Consider the following 17,851-nt stretch of genomic DNA (forward strand, 5'->3'; position numbering starts at 1 on the left):
GGTCTACGCCTCGCGACGCCACAGACCATCCCATGCGTTTTTCGCTCCCGATCATTCTCATCCTGGCCCTGACGAACGTTTACCTCCTGGTTCAGTCAGGCGCACGTGTCCAGGACATGGTGCCGCCTTCAGCCGAAGAGAGCCTGGTGAGCGCCGAGCATCAGTTGAAGCTGCTCAAGGCCCAGGACAAGATCACGATCCTCAAGCTGATGCTGGACCGCTACCGCGAGGCCAACACCCACCGGCTGCGCCTGACTGCCTACACGGCCAGGCCCGAGGAAACCAATGAAGACGTGGAAAACACCGCGATCATGCAGACCCCAAGACCCGGATGGACGGTGGCGGTTTCCCACGACCTGCGGGGCTGGCTGGGCAAACGGGTCTACGTGGAAGGCTTCGGCGTGCGGTTCGTCGGGGACTTGATGAATCCCAGGTACTCGAAGTCCATCGACGTCCTGGTGGCCGACGTCGAGGAAGCCCGGGACATCGGCGTGATCCTGGACGTCTTCGTGACCCTGATCGAGCCCCTGCTCCCGGAGCATTACGACGGCGACTTCGATATCACGGCCGTGTTCAATTGGAATCGGGAATGACGGGTCAATCCCGAAGGGGCTGTGTGCCGATAGTCCGTTCAAAAACCTCCAAGTGCAAGGAACAAGAAAAGCTCAATTTCGAAGCGTATTTATTGATGCGTGAGAGTTTGAGTTTTTTGCAGCGACGCAGCAATTGGGGGTTTTTCAACGGACTATTCGGTTATCCGAATGTCTCCAGGCAGGCATCCCGTGCCACTTCGGCATAAAAACGGCGGTGTTCCGGGGGTAAAGGGATTTCCTTGTCCGTGGCCAGGGAGGCATAGGTCTTGAGCAGGTGTTCGCGGACCACCCTCATCCCGTTTTTGCGTCGGCTCCCGGCTCCGGAAGCCTGGAGATCCTCGGCCAGCCGGATAATTTCCCGGGCTCGGACCGTGGCACTGTGATCCCGCTGCACCCGACGCTTGCCGCGCAGGGCGATTTCGCCCAGCCGTTCCGGATCGGCCAGGGCCTCTTGAGCGATGCGGGTCGCGGCTGAGGCATCGTTGCGGGGATAGACCAGGATTTCCTCGCCAGGTACGAACGCCTCCCGCAGACCGTTTTCCACATCCTCGGTGAGCACCGCCGCTCCGCAGGCCGCGGCCTGGAACAGCCGAAAATTCAACTCGCCCACCACGCTCTGGTTGATCACGATCCGACTGCGCCCGAAGATCGGCGCGTACGCGCCCTGCTGGACAATGGTAGGGCAGGCTTGGCGGAACCTGCGTAAAAACGGCCCTCGGTCCGGGTTCAGCGGCGGATTCAGCGTGCCCACGAAACTGACCGGAATGTCCCGCTCCATGCCGGGATCCCGGTCCATGTCCAGACGGCAGTAGAGCGGAAACCAGCGGCATTCCCGCCAGGCCCGTGGATCCCAAAACAGCTTCAGATAGTCCTTCTGGGCCACCAGGAACAGGTCAAAGGCCCAGCTGTAGGGCACGTGCCAGGGGTTGCAGTACTGGTCGATGGAGTACCCGACCACCACCCCCGGCAGCCGCTCCAGGCCAAAGACCTCCAGCGGTCGACACCGGTCCACCCAGACGGTCAGTTCCGGCCGGAAATCCCGGGCCGAAAGAATCTCCCACAGTTCCCGCGGACCGATGAGATGCTCAAGGGGCACGTCATGACCGGCCCCCTTGCCCATGCTCAGGACATGGTGCCCCATGTTTTTCCAAGCCTGGACGAAGTCCGTTCCCCCAACGCTCAAGATGCGCATGCTTTGTGCCTCAAAAGTATCCCAGACTGCGCAGGGTTTCCAGTTGGCGTTCCTTGTCCTGATCCCTGCCGGAGCGCTCCCCGCCGCCCGCGGCCTGATCCGGCGCGACGGTGCAGGGCATGCAGCCCAGGGAGCGGTAGCCTTGGGCGTAGAGCGTGCAATAGGGCAGCCCTTGTTCCATGATGCAGGCCCAGATGTCCATTTCCGTCCAGTCCAGGATCGGGTTGACCTGGAGATGATCCGGGGATTCGCGAGGCTCCACGGGCTGGCGGTCGCATCGGCTGGGCGACTCGTCCCGGCGCAGCCCGGTGAGCAGGGCGGATAGGTGGAGGTCGCCGACGGCCTGTTGCAAGGGAAGAATCTTCAGGTCGCGGCAGCAGGCCAGCTTGTTCTGGGCCACGGGGTAGTCGTCCAGGGAGATATACGGGCGTTGCACATGCAGGTCTATTTCCCATTCCCGGGCCACCTGGTCGCGCAATTCCAGAACCTCGGGGAACTTGAGCCCGGTATCCAGGTTCACGGCCCGACAGGGAGCCATGCCCCGCTCTCGGAGCAAGGAGCGCCACAGCCAGAGCACCACGGTGGAGTCTTTGCCTCCGGTCCAGGCCACGGCTGTCTGTTCAGGACCATGTGCGGCCAGAACCTGTTCGAGGATGCGCCGAGAGTGGAGTATTATTTCATGCAGCATGGTGTTTCATCGTGGTTTCATTCATTACGCTGTAAAGCCCTGGGCCGGATGGCCGGGAGCATATTCCGGCCGGGCCGCGGAGGAATCATCGTGTATCTGCTCTTGCTCCCCTTGCCGACTTGCATGGAAAGCTGGAGGCGTTCCAAATTTACGTCTTTCACCCGCAGCCGCAACAACTCGGTCAACCGCAATCCCGCCGCGTACACCAGCTCAGCCATCAAACGATAGGTTCCGCCCATGGCATCGAAAAGTCGTTTGCATTCGCCTTGCGACAGGACCGTGGGCACTTTCCGCTTTCGCCGCGCTCGCGAAAAATCGCTGAAATCCCCAGGATCACGTAGCAGGGCTTCAGGGAAAAAGAAAACCACGGCATTCAACGCCTGGGCCTGGGTCGCGACCGCCACCCGCTCCTTGACCGCCAAGTCGGCATTATGGTGATCCAGATCAGCAAGGGGCTTGTCACCGATGGAGGCCATGAACCGCCTGCACCATGACCGATATGTCTTCTCGCTGTTCCCGGTCAGGTTCTTCTCTCGTATTCGTCGGACCAAGGCCTGCTCCCACTCCGGCCTGCCAAGAGTCCGGGTGCCGTCCGTGGGCACGTCATTCATGGAGTAAACGCGATAGTCGCCGACCTTTCGAGCGGCTCCTGCTGGGTGTTTCTCTGAAATGGGCGGTTGGGGCGGGTTTGTTTCTTTGTTGGGCGCGTGGCTTGATCTCGGAACATGATCACCGACACCAGCTTCCGTTATCTCAGACGATGACGCCCTTTTCTCCGTCATGCGCTTGCGCCCCTCCAGGAAATGCCAGCGCAACGCCTCTCGACGGATCGGGAAACGATCAGGGTCCAGATATGATTGCCTCCATTCCAAATGTCGTTTAAATGTTTCAGCGTCAGCAATTTTGTCGGTTTCCCAAAGCCAGTACCGGAATTTGACGATGGCTTCTCGATATGCGTGATAACGATCCGGAGGGACACTGGCCTTCAAGACCTTCTCCCAGTCGTCAAAAATGATCACGGTTCTATCCATCATTTCCTCCGAGGTCAGCTTTATATCCCGCATTTTAGGTGAACATATGACTGCCGCATAAAGCTGACCTCTATACAAAGCATATAGCTGATCTCGGAGTCAAGAAGGATCTGTCAGTGGTGTCTTAATGTCTCGAAATGATACGCTGATTGTGGATTTTTTTCGAAAAGTGCTTGTTAAGTTAGCAGGTGTTGAGGCCGGGAATTGGGGGGGGCGGAATTTTGTGAGTTCCGCATAATAACACTGTTCCCGCGACGCTTTCGCGTCGCCGGAACGTGCCGGGGCTTACTGCGTCCCCGCGGAAGCCGCGTCGAGAACAACCGGCTGGACCGGCACGTTAGACGCAGAAAGGTTGGAGTTGTGGGCACCTTTGCACAAATGACGGACCGCTTGCGTAGCTGGGCGGACGTGAATGTTTTCATCGTATGTACGTTGTCACCCCCGAACATTCTTGTCGTCGTCGCCTCCTTTTCCGTCTTCCTTGGTGGACTGGTACTGTGGTTCTGCGATTTGGGCTCTGCTGCATGGATAGCAGTAATCATAGGTTTCTTCGGCCTCGGAAAAGACGTTTTGTCTGTGTTCGTTCGATGGGTAACGTCCCCGGACGTGAGCCTAAAGCCAGATGACCAGGCACCTGAACTCTTTTCCTCTCTAGCACTCAGCGACGACTATCTTGCCGAGGGATACGAGGTCGTGCCAGTCCCGGGACGCTCGAACGAGTACGTCGTGCGTTCGCCTAAGTTGGACGCGTTTCTGCGCACGGAAGATTACCTGCTCCATGAGAATCGGGACGTTCTCAAACCGCTGGTGGAAACACTGCGGCGTAACTCCAAGGTCTTGGAAGACGCTCTGCGATGCAAGTACAGGCAGTCATGGCGCGCAGATCCTCCTCAGCGTTTCATGAATGAGGCAAAGGTGTCTATCGCAACTGACTTGTTTTCCCGTGGGCCTATCACAATATATCGTGGAACCTATTTTCATTCATTCCTTACGAACGAGCTTGTAAACTGCGTTTTGGAGTCTCGCGGAGCTCATCCACAGATCCTTTACCGAGGCTCGCAGCACTTCCCAACTTTCTTGGAAAACGACGGTCGATGCTTGCTTAAGCGACTCTGTGAGTCCCATATGGGCAACCACATCGGAATAAGTACGGTCGTACTAACCAGCGACGGCCAGCTCGTCCTGTGGCGCCAGTCTGGTGGTGCCCAACAGTCCAGGGATCTCCTGGCTCCCACGGGCAGTGGTTCGTGCGATTGGCAAGACTGGTCTCGCCTATCACGCAGCGCTTCGTTGAAAACGCTCATATCGAGTGCAATGGAGAGGGAATTTCGCGAGGAATCCCATCCCCTTAAGTCGGCGTTAAGGGGCATTGCAATCCGAACAGAGATTCTTGGCCATTTTCGATGGGTACGTCGTGGTGGTAAGCCGGAATTTGTCGGAGTATCGAAGATAGAAGCACCCTTCTCTAGACTCCAGGCAAATACCGACGAGGTTGATGCACCCGAATTTGTTCAACTTGCGTATCCAGCCTGCAACGTTGAACAACTTTTGTCGTCGATAGCAAAATTGCTTTGTAATAAACAGTTGTCAGTGCCGTTGTGGGTCAACCTCATCTGCTTGCAAGAGGCGCTGCAGAGCAATTCTAACCTGTTGACGAGTGTCTTGGCGAAGTGACCAAGCTGCGTCTAACCCATAAGGATTGACACGACCTGCAAGGTCGTTTCAATCCATCGTTCAAACAAAGCGTTGGAGAACGACGCGCCGCAAGCGGCGCGGGAACGGGCCGGGGCTGACTGCGTCCATCCGGTTGCCCTCGCCGCGGAAGCCGCGTCGAGAACAACCGGTTGGACCGGCTTCGGCCCGTTGGGGCAAAAAAAGGAGATGTGAAGATGTTCGGTAAAATCGTGTCCGTGATTGCAGTATGTATGTTCGCCGCTTTGACCAGTAGCAGCGCGGGGTTGCCACTGGTGGAGAAGTAATTCGTTCGGTGGCACGCAGTACAGCCCCCGGTCAGTAGCAAAAACGCAACTGGCATGAAGTGACTTACCTGTTTGCCACAGAGACAGGCCCCCCTCGAAGAACGATCGACATTGAAATGCATCAAAATCCACCGCGTACGGGTGATGAAATTGTCATCTATTACCTGCTGGAGAATCTCGACCGGAACTGGCCGCTGGAATTTCGCCGGGGATGGTGGAACTGGTTTATTGCGGGCTTCGGCGCGCTGTTAGCCGTCTTTTCTGCCGTGATTGTGATCGGCATGCTCGTTGTACGTATCCAAGAGGCTGTAGGCAGGAGGTAAGGGGCGGAAGCAAGTGTTGCCTGGAAGTGCGATCAAAGACAAGGATATCCATGATTTTCAAAAAAGAAAGCACGCGCCTAACCAACCCAAGCGGGATTCAACAAGGTTGAATGGCGGCAGGCGAGCAGCATACCTTCATCATTCATTACGCAGCAAGGCCCAGGGTCGGGCGGCCAGGACCGAGCGCATTCCGGCCAGACCGCAGCCCAGCACCACCAATAGTCCCAAGGCCAGCACCGTCAGCAGGGTGCCGGGGAGAAACGTCCAGGGGTCGTCCAGGACACGGTTCACGAACCACCATGCCAGGCCCGTGCCCAGCCCGGCGGCCAGAGAAGCGGCCACGCCGCCCAGCAGCAGAAACTCCAGCCCCAGGGTGGTGACCACGTCCCGGCGGGTGGCCCCGCAGACCTTGAAGATCGCGGCTTCGTAGCGCCGCCGGTCCAGCCCGGCCCGGATTACTCCGGCCAGAACCACGACCCCGGCCAGCAGGGTCATGGCCGCGATGGCCCGGACGCCCAGGCCGATCTGGTCCGTGACCCTGGCCACGTCTTCCAGCACGTCCCGGACGTCCACAGCCACCACCCGGCTGAAATCCTCGGACAATGCGGCCAGCAGCGCCGCCCGGCGGTCCTCCGGTGTTTGCGGTGCCAGGGAGACGGTGGCGATATGCGTGTATGGTGCGCCGTCCAGGATGCCGGGGGAAAAGATGATCGAGTGGTTCAGGGCCAGGGATTCCCAATCCACCTCCCGCAGGCAGGTGATCTCGGCCTGGATTTCCCGGCTCAGAATGTTCATGACCAGGGTGTCGCCCAGCCCGGCGCCCAGGCCGCGGGCAATGCCCTCGTCCATGCACACCCGGGCCGGGCCGCGATAGTCCTCCGGCCACCAGGACCCACCCACGATCCGGACGTCTTCCATGGGCCGGTCGGCAAAGGTCACCCCGCGTTCACCGCGAATGGCCCATTCCACGGCTGGATCCCGCAGGGCCTGCTCCGGAGTCAGTCCGCCGATGGCCACGATTCGCCCCCGAATGGAAGGCTGGTCCTTCCATTCCGTAAGCTCCGGCCAGGACCGTGCCGTCTCGCGCAAGGCCTCGACGCGATTCCGGGGAATGTCCACGAAAAAGTAGTCCGGCGCGTTCCGGGGCAGTTGACGGAGGAGCCGATCCTGGAAGGAGCCGTCCACCAGGGCCACGGTCACCAGCATGGTCAGCCCCAGGCCCAGAGAGAAGATCACGCTGGCGGTCATGGCCCCGGGACGGTGCAGGTTGGCCACGGCCTGGCGCAGCAGTGGTCCCGCCCAACGTGGGCTGTTCCCGGCCCAAACTCCACTGACCTTGGCGGCTCCCCATCCGGCAAGCCGTGCGGCCCCGTAAAACAGGGCCACACTGACCAGGGCGGCGCTGAAAAAGGCGGCCACGGTCCGGGCGTCGCCCACGGCCGCGGCCATCAGCCCGGCCAGGGCCAGCCACATCACGGCGAGCATCATCCGTTCCCGGAAGCGCAAAGGCTGGGGCACGGGCTGGACATACCCGCGAAACAGCTCCGCCGGGCGAAACCGCAACGCGAGATACAGAGGCCGGAGCACGAAGGCCAGGGTGGTGCCCAGTCCCAGGATCAGGGCCGTGGCCAGCACCTCGGGGTACAGGCCCAAAACCGCTTGCAGGCCAAGACCCCGGGCCAGGGCCGCGGCCCCGAGGTTGGCCAGACCGACGCCCAGGGCCAGCCCCGCGAGGCCGCCGAGCAGGGCCATCGCCAGCACCTGGGTCAGACAGAAGGTGAACAGCGTCCGGGACGTGGTCCCCAGGCAACGCATGGTGGCCAGGGTCGTTCGACGGCCCTCGAAATAGGCCTGGACGCTTCCGGCCACCCCCAGCCCGCCGATGAGCAGGGCGGCCAGGCCCACGAGATTGAGGTATTTGGAAAGATTCTCAATGGCCCGGGTCAGCCCCCTGGCCGCGGAGCCGTGCTCCCGGATTTGCCAGGAAGCCTCGGGAAAAGCTGTTTCCATCTCGACGCGCACGGCCCGCGCGGCAACGGTCCGGTCGCCTTCAGGCGGCAAGGCCAGGCGCACCGCGTACCGGACCAGGCTGCCGGGTTGGATCAGCCCGGTGGCCTCCAGGTCGTCCAGGGATATCATCAATCGGGGCCCCAGGCCGAAGAACCCCGCGGCCTTGTCCGGTTCCCGCTCCAGCACGTCCACCAGCCGGAAGGCAGCGTCTCCAACGGTCACCATATCTCCCACATCGGCCCCGATCCGCGCCAGCAGCCCGGCTTCGGCCACGGCTCCCGGCTCGTTTTCTCCAGAGGCCAACGCGGTTTGGAGGTCCGCCCCGGACCGGAGCCGGGCCTGACCGTGCAGCGGATAACCACGGTCCACGGCCTTGAGTTCGGTCAGGGTGGAGGAGCCTTCAGGCCCTCGGGCCATGGCCCGCAGGGAAGCGACCCGGGATATCTCCCCAAAGCTTTGCAACGTCTCCACGACGTCGGCCGGAATGGGCGCATGGGCTTGGCGCAGTTCCAGATCCCCGCCGAGGATGGCCCGGGTGTTGTTCCGGATCCCGGCGTCCAGAGCCGCGGACAAGGTCCCGATCCCGGCCACGGCCCCCACGCCGAGGACCAGGCAGAGCAGGAAAATCCCGAACCCCTTGGGCCTGTTGCGAATTTCCCGCAGCGCCAAGTCCATGGCAATGATCAGCGGGGTGTCCGCTTCCGCCTTATCTTTGCTGAGACTGTCCAGGGTGTTTCGAGGCACGCCGTTCATGGGCCGCCGACCGCGTCGGGTTCCAGGCAACCGTCGCGCATCACCAGGTTGCGGTCGCACTGCCCTGCCAACCCGGCGTCGTGGGTCACCAGCACCAGGGCCGCACCGTGCTCACGGCGCAGGGCGAACATCCGGCGCATCACCTCGGAGCCGGTGGCCGCGTCCAGATTGCCGGTGGGCTCGTCGGCCAGCACGATCTCCGGGGCGTCGGCAAAGGCCCGGGCCAGGGCCACCCGCTGCTGCTCCCCGCCGGACAACTGGGCCGGGTAATGCCACAACCGTTCACCCAGCCCGACCCGCTCCAAGGACTCTTCGGCCTTGCGCCGGGCATGCGACGCCCCGGCCAGCTCCAGAGGCAGTCGGACGTTTTCCACTGCGGTCATGGTGGGCACAAGGTGAAACCCCTGGAACACGATGCCGATTCGTCCGCGACGCAACCGAGCCAAGGCGTCCTCGTTCATCCGGGTCACGTCCCGGCCCAGAATGCGCACCTCGCCGGAACTGGCCGCCTCCAAACCGGCTATGACCATCAGTAGCGAGGTCTTTCCGGAGCCGGACGGGCCGGTCACGGCCACGGTTTCACCTGTGGACACGCACAGCTCCACGCCGCGCAGAATCTTGACCGTGCTGCCCCCCGCGGCTAGGTTCAGCCGCACGTCGCGTAACTCGATCACTGGATGACCACCAGCATGCTTTCTCCCGTTTTCCGTCCACATATCATCCTCGCCTTCCCAACCTTGGTCTTCATGGTGCTCTTCATGGCTTTCACGACATCCCAGGCCTTTTCCGGCGCATCACCCGGTCAGACCTCTCCCGACGACGAAGCCGTGCTCCTGGCCTTTGGCGACAGCCTTTTCGCCGGATTCGGACTGGCCGAGCAGGACGCCTTCCCCGCCGTGCTCGAAGCCCGGCTACGCCGACAAGGGTACCCCGTCCGGGTGATCAACGCCGGGGTTTCCGGCGACACCACGGCCGATGGCCTGGATCGGTTGGAGTGGGTGCTGGCCGGGCTGCCGACGGATCGCAAAACCCTGGCCATCCTCGAACTGGGCGCAAACGACGCCCTGCGCGGCGTGAACCCGGACATAACTCGCCGCAACCTTTTCTCCATCCTGGAAATTTTTCAGGAGCGAGGCATCTCAGTCTTCCTGGCCGGCATGCTCGCACCGCTGAACCTGGGCCGGGACTTCACCACGCGGTTCAATGCAATTTTTCCGGACCTGGCCGAAACATTCGACCTGCCCCTCTACCCCTTCTTCCTGGAAGGCGTCGTCGGCAACCCGACCCTGAACCTCGGCGACGGCATCCATCCCAACGAGCAGGGCATAAACGTCATCACGGACAACATCTTGCCCCTGATCGCTGACTTTCTGCGTCGGCACGGGGTCCAGCCCGTTCCGTAGCGTCAGCCCGAAAAGATCGTGCTCATATTCAGCAAAGCCGTGATTGCATTCGGGAGGCCGATATTGCCGCGGCCTTTTTCGATTACGAGCACCGCTGCAAGCGGCTGAGCACGAGTACGACGAGCCGCCCCTCACTCCAGCAGATACTCGTACCGCACCTTGATCCGGTCCGTTTCCGCGACCAGCACCTCGGCCTCCTGCCCCACCATGTCCGCGTCCACGAACCCCAGGCGGTCGCCGAGAAAATAGGCCAGTACCTCCTTGGACTCCACGTATCGCCAGACCAGCACGTAGGCCGAGCCGAGATACGGCCGTTCCGTGAATTGGGGCCGGGTGACCAGGCGCAGGCTAAGGTGCTTTTCCTCCGGTTTGGCCAGCCGGAACAGGGCGGATTTCTGAAACGTCTCCTTGAGGTGCAGGGCCAGCCGCATACCGACAGGATCGGCCCCTTGATGCTCCACCAGCACGGGGATGCCTTGCTCCTTCACCGCCTGCAACTCCCGCTCCGCCCCCGCTTCCTCCTCCACGGGGATCTGTCTCGGTTGGGCCGTGGGTTGTTCGACCACGGTTTCTCCCTGATCCTGAGCAACGACCGTACCACGGGCAACCAGCACCACCAAAAGCCCCACCATCAGCAACACGCCGAAAAATGATTTGCTTCCCATCACTTCGGTCCCTCCCTGGGATATGAAGAGTTTTAAATAGCGACCATCCGACTCGTTACGTTCCGTCACTTGCCCGAGCCATGTCAACTCTTGATGCATGTTCGTCGCAGGACGAATCTGTTCTCATCATAATCCTAACACTACAACGAAACTTTGCCGAAACTCGAAAAAATGTCGAGGGCAAGATGCCCTCGTTCCCAGGGTTTTCCGTGCTTTTCCGTGAGTTCCGTGGGCCACTCTCAGGGCGTATTTTGGACATGACGGTCGATTTCGACATCGATTCAGATAGCGGGTTAGGATCGAGATCAAATCTGCCCCGCACTGTCCCGTAAACTGATGGCAAGAATTGCCGCCCGGACGGAAAAGAGGTCAGTTTGATTATGGGCACTGTACTTGCAATGAATAGAGAAAACCAAGCGAGTGTATCATGCCCCAGCAAAATACTTCCATGGACAGCCAATTGGCCGGTCATCAACAGCCTTTGAATATCCCGGAATTCGTCCTGGAGCGGGGAGAACAGCGCTCCGTGACGTGGTCCGTGCCCTGGTCCGACCTGATGATGGTCATGTTCATCCTGTTCCTGGTGCTGTTCGTTTTTTCCCTACGTGAAAAGGACCGGATGGTGATCGGCCATCGCACCCCGGCCAGCATCCAGACCGTTTCCTCGTCTCCGGCCCAGTTGAACATGCTCCCGCTGTACGAGGTGCTCCGGGATCGTCTGCTCGGCCACGAGCGCTCGGTGAACATCGCGTTCCTGGACGACGCCTCCATCGTCATTTCCCTGTTCGGAGAGAATCTTTTTCCGCCCCTGTCTCATGAGCTAGACCTGCGCTCCATGCCTCTGATGTCAAAAATCGGACACACGGTGGCCCTGGCCCAGGGCAACGTGGTGATTACCGGCTTCGCCGACCATGCGCATTCTTCCCCGGAAGTGGCCGGACCGCCCTCAGGCGGTCGCGCCCGGCATCCCGGCGCTTGGGAGGTCGCGGCCCTGCGAGCCGCCGCCGTGGCAGAACTGTTCGTGTGGGAAACCGGCCTGAATCCGGACATGTTGATCATCCAGGCCACCGGTGCCGAACGCCCACTGACGCCCCGGCTGTCCGGACGGGAGCACGTCCAACGCCGCGTGGAAATCCGCATCGAGCCTTGATCGCCCCGGCACTTCACCATCAAACGTTTTCAACCGGCGCAAATCGCTCCGACCAAGGAGTTCATCATGAAAAGCAGAACCCTGATCACCGCGGCAATATGCTTCGTCGGCTTCATCGCCGTGTTTTTCTTTTCCGGTCAGGCCCAGGTCTACTTCAACGTCACGGCCCTGCTCGTGGTGTTCACCGGAACCTTGGGCTCGGCGCTTCTGGGCAGCGGCCCTGACGGGCTGCGTCGGGCGTGGCGCTGCGTGCGGACGGCCTATGCCGAAAACACCGTGCCAGAGCGGATACTGGTCAAGGAACTGCTGCGCACGGCCCATGTCTATAAGCGTACCGGCCGGCTCGCCCTGGATGAAAACGCCCCGGACTATCCGCCGCTCATGCGCGGCCTGGAAATGCTGGAGGACGGCTATACCGAGGCGGAGATTCGAGAGGTGTTTCAGGCCGAGGCCAAGGCCTTCGTGCAGTACCGGGAGGAGATGGAGCGCATTTTTCGGAACATGGCCACCTACGCCCCGTCCTTCGGCGTGGCTGGCAGCGTCATCGGGCTGGTGGGCATGCTGGTGGGGCTGGGGGACACGACGTTGATCCTGAAGAGCATCCCGGTCACCCTGGTCTCCACGCTCTACGGCATCGTCCTGGCCAACTTCCTGCTGCTGCCCCTGGCCGAAAAGCTTCGGGAGAACACCCGTGAGGAACTGGCCCTGCGCCGCATCGTGCTCGGCGGGATGGTGGGCATGATCCGGGGAACGGACTTCTTGAAGCTGCAAACCCTGCTTAACGCCATCACCACCAAGCACGACGCCCACGTGGACGGCTTGCAGGTCATCCGGGAAATCAAGGCCAACCTGTCCCGGCCCGCCCAGCCGGACGGGGCCGGTCGGCTGGAGCTGGTTCCGGCGGTGAAGCGGTCCTGAATAATCCTATAGACCCGTTCCCTCCAAAGTATGGGGAAAACGGTGGAAAGGCTGGCAAAATAGATCGCTGCAAAGTTTTCAAGTGAGCGTCAAGTGAGCTCCGCCCGACTTAGTGAAATTTCGCCGCGGCCCGCTTAAACCCTTCGGCGGAGCGGCGAATGACCGTTTCGTCTACGCAGAAGGCCAAGCGGAAGTAGCCGGGGGTGCCGAAGCCGCGGCCGGGGACGGCCAGAATCAGCTCTTCCTGGAGGGCTTGGACAAAGGCCACGTCGTCGCCGCCTGGAGCCTTGGGGAAAAAGTAGAAGGCGCCCTGGGGCTTGAAGAAGGGGATGTTCGCGCCTTCCAGGACCTCGGCCATGGCCGCGCGGCGCTGGGCGTAGAGGTTCACGTCAACCTGCGCGCCCAGGGCCTTTTGCATCAGGCGCTGCCCAATGGCCGGGGCGTTGACGAAGCCCAGGATGCGGTTGGTCAGGGTCAGTCCGGCCAGAAGTTCGGCCTTGCCGGGCATGGACGGATTGACCAGGGCGTAGCCGATGCGCTCTCCGGCCAGGGCCAGACTCTTGGAAAAAGAGCTGACCACCACGGTGTGGGGGTAGAGGGGCAGGAGCGAGGGCACGGGGTGGCCGTCAAAGGTCAGGAAGCGGTAGGGCTCGTCCGAAAGCAGGTAGATGGTCCGCCTCGTCTCTCTGCTTTTGGTTTGCAGCAGCTCGGCCAGGGCTTGCAGCTCGGACCGGGTGTAGACCCGGCCGGAAGGATTGTTCGGGGTGTTGACCAGCACCACTCTGGTCTTGGGACAGATAGCCGCGGCCACGGCGTCCAGGTCCAGGCTGAAATCGTCCGGATTCGTGGGCACGGGACGCAGTACGCCGGAGTGATTTTCGGCATAAAAACCATACTCCACGAAGAACGGCGCCGGGCAAAGCACTTCGTCTCCCGGCTCCAGCACGGCCCTGAAGAAGCTGTTCAGGGCCCCGGCCGCGCCGCAGGTCAGGATCACGTCCTGACCCGAGACGGGTACGCCCTGTTCCTGGGACAGAAAGGCGGCCAGGGCTGCTCTGGCTTCGGGGTACCCGGCGTTGGGCATGTATCCGAAGCGCTGGTCCCGGCGGGCCAAGTCTTCCAGGGCCTGGAACACGGCATCCGGCGGAGAGAGGTCCGGGTTGCCCAGGCTGAAGTCGCAGACCGCGTCCACGCCGTGCCGGGCCTTGAGTTCCGCTCCGGTCTCGAACATTTTGCGAATCCAGGAGGATCGCTGGAGATAGGCCTGAACTTGCGGGGCCAGGACGGTGGACTCTTGCGTGGTCGCTTCGGGCATGGTGCTTTCCTCCATCCGTTCAGGGAACCTTGAGTCCCATTTTTCGGTATTCGTTAAGTTTGTTGCGCAGGGTGCGCACGGACACCCCCAGCAGCAAGGCCGCCTGGGTCCTGTTGCCGGCGGTGTGGTCCAGGCTTTTGAAAATCAGTTGCCGTTCCACCTCGTGCAGCGGCAGGATCGGACGCTCGCTGTCGGATATGTCCAGCGTGGTCGCGTCTGGGGATCTATCCGTCGCGGCTTCTTCAGCAACCACGGATTCCACCTCAAGTTCGTCCCCGTACTCGCCACCGGACTCGTTCTCGTCATCGAACTCGTTTAGCGGCTTTTCAGCGCAAAAGCTCCCCAATGCCCCCTCTACGGCTTCCGAGGTTTCGGGCTCTCCCTGCCAGTCACCGCTTTCATCCAGAAGAAAATGCCTCGGCTCAATGGGTGCTCCGCCGCACAGCAGTGCGGCCCGTTCCATCAGGTTCTGCAGTTCGCGGACATTGCCCGGCCAGTCGTGTTCCGTAAGCCACTGGCGGGCCCCCGGGCTGATGCTGATCTTGCCCAGGGAGTACATCTTGGTGAATCGGCTGACGAAAAAATCGGCCAGAAGTTGAATGTCATCTCCGCGTTCGCGCAGGGGCGGCAGACGCAAGGGGATGACGTTCAGGCGGTAGTAGAGATCCTGGCGAAACTCCTTGGCCTCCACGGAAGCCGTCAAATTCCGGTTGGTGGTGGCCAGGACCCGCACGTCAACAGGAACGGTCTCGCTGCCTCCGACCCGGTCCAGTTCGCCCTCTTGCAAGACCCGGAGCAGCTTGGCCTGCAAGCCGAGGTCCATTTCCGAAATTTCGTCCAGGAGGATCGTCCCGCCGTGGGCCAATTCGAATTTGCCCAGCTTGCGGGTGATGGCCCCGGTGAAGGCCCCCTTTTCGTGGCCGAACAATTCGCTTTCCAGAAGGTGTTCCGGCAGGGCCGCGCAGTTCACGGCAATGAAGGGCTGGGCCGAGCGGTCGCTGGAGTTGTGCAGGAACCTGGCGAACATTTCCTTGCCTGTTCCGGATTCGCCGGAAATCAGGATGGTCGCCTTGGAGCGGGCCACCTGCTTGGCCAAGGCCAGGGTCCGCTTCATAGTCGGGTGGCGGCCGATGATGGCGCTTTCCGGGTCGCTTCGGGTTTCGTCGGGCGTCGGCTTGTGAGGCTCCTTGGGTTTGGCCTCGGGCGGGGCTGTGAGCAAGGCGCGGACCTTGTTCCAGAGCAGCGGCTCCAGCCAATAGTCCCTGGCCCCCAGTTCCAAGAACCGTTTGGCGTCCTCCGCCGAGCCGTTGTCCGTGAAGATGATCACCGGAGGCATGGGTTCGGCGGCTTGTTGCATGGCGCGGAGCAGATCCTCGGCCTGAAAGCCGGTCAGCCGATCCCGGCAGAAGATCAGAATCGGCTGCTGGCGCTGGATGAACTTCAGCGCTCCGGGGATGGTTTCGGCCATTCCCACGTCCAGGCCGGCGCGTTTGATGGGCTGAAAGAGCGGCGTGACCACGGAAGTGGGTGCCAGAAAGAGGATGCTCGCAACAGGCATGACTTCATCTAACTGGAAGACGATTGTTTTTCAATCGTTTCGTGTTGATGCTCCAGTGCAAAGCGGATATGTGACCAAGGTGGGCGATGAATCGAACACGCACGGTACGAAGACATGAGGGCCACTATTTTGCACCGGCCTTGGGCCACTTGCGCTCCAGCCAGCGGTCCATGAGAAAGGATTTGGCCACGAGGGAGGTGGATTGAAAATACGCGTTCCAATCTGCTGTTATGCGAGGACAAGTTGGTTTTGCTGGGGATCGTAGTAAATGTTCGGGCTGGTCAAGGGAGTGGTGACCTTGTAACTCGCTGTGAAGCAGACGATGATTACATCCGGGTGGATAATGTTCTGCGCTTTGACCCTCAGGTTAATGTCGGTGCGGAAATTCTCCCGCTCTTCGCGGATTTGTTGTTCGATCTCAGAAAGCTCCTGTTCACATCGCACCCTGGCCTTGAGCACCTCGGCCACGATTTGGCGTTTGTGTGACGGAGCTCTTTCCAGGATGCCCTTGATGTCTCCGGAGCCCAAGGAATTGTAGACTTTTTGCAGGGTATCCTCCAGTTCCTTTTTGCGCTCCATGTTGACTTCCGTTACGCGGTTCGCACCCAGATAAATCTGGGTTTCCACTCCCGCGGGCGAGCCGATTTCCTTGGCCAGGACTCCTTCACCGCACCGTAGGATGCCGCCGATGATCTTGCCTCTCCCCCTGGTGGCGATGATGCTTCGTTTGGCGGTAATCTTGCAGTTGTTAATCTCGTGGGCGATGTTCACGTCACCTTGAGCCAGGAGTACGGCGTTTTGGGCATACAGCGCGGATATGCCGCCTCCGGCCTCCACCTTCCCCCCCTGGTCCATGATAATGCCGCATCCTACCTGAACTTCGCCGCCGGCAATGATCACGGCGTTCTCGACCACGTCCCTCACCACGACGTTGCCCGGTGCCTCCACCCGGAAGCCAGACGGTACGGAACCGAGGATGTTGACCGAACCCCGTTCCAATTTGATGTTGCCCACCTTCAGATCGACGTCGCCCTTGATTTCGAAGACTTCCGTGACCTTAAGCGTGTTGCCCTGAAAAAAGACCATGCCGGAGGCCGTGGCGTAGTACTCGTTGCCTTCTGGGGAGCAGCGAACATTTTCTTCGGCCAACAGCGTGAACGGGCGACCCTCTTTGGCTGGTACCGGTTTTCCGAACACGTCGATGCCCGGCTCCCCGGGTTGCAAGGGAATCAACTGGCCCAGGATGTCGCCCTCATTCACCGCACGAACCACGCCTCGTGCTCGGAAGTCGATCCTGCCGTCGGCGGTTTCCAGGCCCAGAGTGTCGGGGGTAGAAATCATGGTCGGTTCGAAGCTTCCGTCAACGCCTTCTTTGGGTAGCTTGCCCCAACAGAGAATGACGTTTTCTACCGGGGCTCCACGCTCTTTGGCCTTGGTCGCGGCTCTGCGCACTGATTCTTCCTGAAGCGGGGCCTTGACCTGCATCCGTTGAAGAGCGTCCCGCAAATGATGGGGCCCTGTTGGTTCGTCCTTGAATGTACGATGGTAAATCGTGGCCTTGATGGCCATGTTCTTGTCGACAAAGGAATAAAGCGATTGGATGCTGACCCCGCTGCCTTCGATGCTTGGCAGCCCATACTGCTCGGCAATGATCATGGATGCTTTCCTGTCCAGGCTGCAACCGGCGTCCTTGGAAATTTCAATGTCAGCCCCTCGGGCGCTTGCGTGAGGAGAGACCTGTTCTCCGGTTACCAGGAGACCGGCTTCGCTGGCATGGGGGGGGACGTATCTGGCAATGGCGTCCCCGGGAAAAACCGGGAAATCCCAGTCCCCCAGGGGTTCGATTGATGCGTCCTTGGCAGGACGGGCAGGAGTCCCCCTGGCAATGACCGTCCCGGCAACATCAGATCCAATAGAGAGTTGTTCAACCACTTGCACGGCAACATCCGCGTCCGGGGAAATACGCACGCCGGCCTCAGTCAGTTTTTTCAGCAGACCTTCCAGGTTCAGGGGGCTCCCTTTGCCCTTTGCTGGCATGGAATCCGCGATGGTTGCCTTCATTTTATCCGCTGAGATTGCAACCTTTATGTCAGCATCATGATCCAACAGGTCAGCCTTGAATCGACCGTCCTCAAGTGCGGTAATTTCGACACTCTCTGGAGGGCACTGAAAATCGGCCATGGCCATGGCCGCGGCTTCTTCGCTGGTTGCCGCGGTAAGAGTCAGGGTCGTTTGGCGCATAATGCTAGAAGGTCTCTTTTTAAAGGGGTTTA

Annotated in this window: 15 protein-coding genes; 6 read left to right on the plus strand and 9 right to left on the minus strand. The window is 60.8% G+C overall.

What is annotated here, in order from left to right:
- Positions 1 to 32 precede the first annotated feature (32 nt).
- On the plus strand, positions 33 to 593 hold the full coding sequence (locus tag C6366_RS12750) for a 3D domain-containing protein (protein ID WP_107738459.1): 561 nt from the start codon (positions 33 to 35) through the stop codon (positions 591 to 593).
- Positions 594 to 753: 160 nt separating this feature from the next.
- On the opposite strand, the gene C6366_RS12755 is transcribed toward C6366_RS12750, so the two are convergent.
- Genes C6366_RS12755 through C6366_RS19645 form a run of 3 tightly spaced genes read right to left on the minus strand, consistent with a single transcriptional unit; the run spans position 754 to position 3,084 of the window.
- A complete protein-coding gene (locus C6366_RS12755) occupies positions 754 to 1,785 on the minus strand; it encodes a glycosyltransferase (RefSeq protein ID WP_107738461.1) in 1,032 nt (343 codons plus the stop codon).
- A 10-nt stretch (positions 1,786 to 1,795) separates the two neighbouring features.
- Positions 1,796 to 2,473 carry a phosphoadenosine phosphosulfate reductase family protein gene (locus C6366_RS12760; RefSeq protein WP_107738463.1) on the minus strand — a complete coding sequence of 226 codons (678 nt, stop codon included), beginning with the start codon at positions 2,471 to 2,473 and terminating at the stop codon, positions 1,796 to 1,798.
- A 17-nt stretch (positions 2,474 to 2,490) separates the two neighbouring features.
- On the minus strand, positions 2,491 to 3,084 hold the full coding sequence (locus C6366_RS19645; RefSeq protein ID WP_158269774.1) for a phage integrase N-terminal SAM-like domain-containing protein: 594 nt from the start codon (positions 3,082 to 3,084) through the stop codon (positions 2,491 to 2,493).
- 1,545 nt (positions 3,085 to 4,629) lie between these two features.
- On the opposite strand from C6366_RS19645, the gene C6366_RS19330 reads away from it, so the two are divergent.
- The gene (locus C6366_RS19330) at positions 4,630 to 5,178 is read left to right on the plus strand and encodes a hypothetical protein (RefSeq protein ID WP_146164849.1); all 549 of its coding nucleotides are present in this window, start codon (positions 4,630 to 4,632) and stop codon (positions 5,176 to 5,178) included.
- Positions 5,179 to 5,599: 421 nt separating this feature from the next.
- Entirely contained in the window at positions 5,600 to 5,806 is a 207-nt protein-coding gene (locus tag C6366_RS12775; protein ID WP_107738469.1) for a hypothetical protein, read from the plus strand.
- A gap of 138 nt (positions 5,807 to 5,944) precedes the next feature.
- Here C6366_RS12775 and C6366_RS12780 read toward each other — a convergent pair whose 3' ends face one another.
- On the minus strand, positions 5,945 to 8,569 hold the full coding sequence (locus C6366_RS12780) for an ABC transporter permease (RefSeq protein ID WP_107738471.1): 2,625 nt from the start codon (positions 8,567 to 8,569) through the stop codon (positions 5,945 to 5,947).
- Positions 8,566 to 9,285, minus strand: coding sequence for an ABC transporter ATP-binding protein (locus tag C6366_RS12785; protein ID WP_107738474.1), 720 nt, complete (start codon positions 9,283 to 9,285; stop codon positions 8,566 to 8,568). The genes C6366_RS12780 and C6366_RS12785 overlap by 4 nt, the downstream gene beginning before the upstream one ends.
- On the opposite strand from C6366_RS12785, the gene C6366_RS12790 reads away from it, so the two are divergent.
- Positions 9,247 to 9,972 carry an arylesterase gene (locus C6366_RS12790; protein WP_233248498.1) on the plus strand — a complete coding sequence of 242 codons (726 nt, stop codon included), beginning with the start codon at positions 9,247 to 9,249 and terminating at the stop codon, positions 9,970 to 9,972. The genes C6366_RS12785 and C6366_RS12790 overlap by 39 nt on opposite strands.
- Positions 9,973 to 10,103: 131 nt before the next feature.
- Here C6366_RS12790 and C6366_RS12795 read toward each other — a convergent pair whose 3' ends face one another.
- Complete coding sequence (locus C6366_RS12795) at positions 10,104 to 10,637, minus strand: hypothetical protein (protein ID WP_107738478.1); 534 nt, start codon at positions 10,635 to 10,637, stop codon at positions 10,104 to 10,106.
- Between the two features lie 427 nt (positions 10,638 to 11,064).
- Between C6366_RS12795 and C6366_RS12800 the strand changes: the two genes are divergently transcribed.
- Together C6366_RS12800 and C6366_RS12805 are read left to right on the plus strand one after the other, a co-directional pair.
- Positions 11,065 to 11,787: an OmpA family protein gene (locus C6366_RS12800; RefSeq protein ID WP_107738480.1), complete on the plus strand. Its 723-nt coding sequence runs from the start codon at positions 11,065 to 11,067 to the stop codon at positions 11,785 to 11,787.
- A gap of 66 nt (positions 11,788 to 11,853) precedes the next feature.
- Positions 11,854 to 12,705, plus strand: a complete 852-nt coding sequence (locus C6366_RS12805; protein ID WP_107738482.1) for a motility protein A — start codon at positions 11,854 to 11,856, stop codon at positions 12,703 to 12,705.
- A gap of 109 nt (positions 12,706 to 12,814) precedes the next feature.
- On the opposite strand, the gene C6366_RS12810 is transcribed toward C6366_RS12805, so the two are convergent.
- The 3 genes from C6366_RS12810 to C6366_RS12820 form a co-directional block, all read right to left on the minus strand.
- Entirely contained in the window at positions 12,815 to 14,020 is a 1,206-nt protein-coding gene (locus C6366_RS12810) for a pyridoxal phosphate-dependent aminotransferase (RefSeq protein ID WP_107738524.1), read from the minus strand.
- Positions 14,021 to 14,039: 19 nt separating this feature from the next.
- Positions 14,040 to 15,578: a sigma-54 dependent transcriptional regulator gene (locus tag C6366_RS12815; protein WP_107738484.1), complete on the minus strand. Its 1,539-nt coding sequence runs from the start codon at positions 15,576 to 15,578 to the stop codon at positions 14,040 to 14,042.
- A gap of 228 nt (positions 15,579 to 15,806) precedes the next feature.
- Positions 15,807 to 17,819 carry a FapA family protein gene (locus C6366_RS12820; protein ID WP_107738486.1) on the minus strand — a complete coding sequence of 671 codons (2,013 nt, stop codon included), beginning with the start codon at positions 17,817 to 17,819 and terminating at the stop codon, positions 15,807 to 15,809.
- Positions 17,820 to 17,851 lie beyond the last annotated feature (32 nt).

The organism is Desulfonatronum sp. SC1 (genome assembly GCF_003046795.1).
Lineage (GTDB): Bacteria > Desulfobacterota > Desulfovibrionia > Desulfovibrionales > Desulfonatronaceae > Desulfonatronum.

Bases quoted from the DNA above. Each gene is read 5' to 3' on its own strand.
- C6366_RS12800 (WP_107738480.1), top strand. From the start codon at position 11,065: ATGCCCCAGCAAAATACTTCCATGGACAGCCAATTGGCCGGTCATCAA.
- C6366_RS12785 (WP_107738474.1), bottom strand. From the start codon at position 9,285: ATGTGGACGGAAAACGGGAGAAAGCATGCTGGTGGTCATCCAGTGATC.
- C6366_RS12790 (WP_233248498.1), top strand. From the start codon at position 9,247: ATGACCACCAGCATGCTTTCTCCCGTTTTCCGTCCACATATCATCCTC.
- C6366_RS12795 (WP_107738478.1), bottom strand. From the start codon at position 10,637: ATGGGAAGCAAATCATTTTTCGGCGTGTTGCTGATGGTGGGGCTTTTG.
- C6366_RS12775 (WP_107738469.1), top strand. From the start codon at position 5,600: ATGCATCAAAATCCACCGCGTACGGGTGATGAAATTGTCATCTATTAC.
- C6366_RS12805 (WP_107738482.1), top strand. From the start codon at position 11,854: ATGAAAAGCAGAACCCTGATCACCGCGGCAATATGCTTCGTCGGCTTC.
- C6366_RS12755 (WP_107738461.1), bottom strand. From the start codon at position 1,785: ATGCGCATCTTGAGCGTTGGGGGAACGGACTTCGTCCAGGCTTGGAAA.
- C6366_RS12760 (WP_107738463.1), bottom strand. From the start codon at position 2,473: ATGCTGCATGAAATAATACTCCACTCTCGGCGCATCCTCGAACAGGTT.
- C6366_RS19330 (WP_146164849.1), top strand. From the start codon at position 4,630: ATGGGCAACCACATCGGAATAAGTACGGTCGTACTAACCAGCGACGGC.
- C6366_RS12750 (WP_107738459.1), top strand. From the start codon at position 33: ATGCGTTTTTCGCTCCCGATCATTCTCATCCTGGCCCTGACGAACGTT.
- C6366_RS12810 (WP_107738524.1), bottom strand. From the start codon at position 14,020: ATGCCCGAAGCGACCACGCAAGAGTCCACCGTCCTGGCCCCGCAAGTT.
- C6366_RS12780 (WP_107738471.1), bottom strand. From the start codon at position 8,569: ATGAACGGCGTGCCTCGAAACACCCTGGACAGTCTCAGCAAAGATAAG.
- C6366_RS12815 (WP_107738484.1), bottom strand. From the start codon at position 15,578: ATGCCTGTTGCGAGCATCCTCTTTCTGGCACCCACTTCCGTGGTCACG.
- C6366_RS19645 (WP_158269774.1), bottom strand. From the start codon at position 3,084: ATGAATGACGTGCCCACGGACGGCACCCGGACTCTTGGCAGGCCGGAG.
- C6366_RS12820 (WP_107738486.1), bottom strand. From the start codon at position 17,819: ATGCGCCAAACGACCCTGACTCTTACCGCGGCAACCAGCGAAGAAGCC.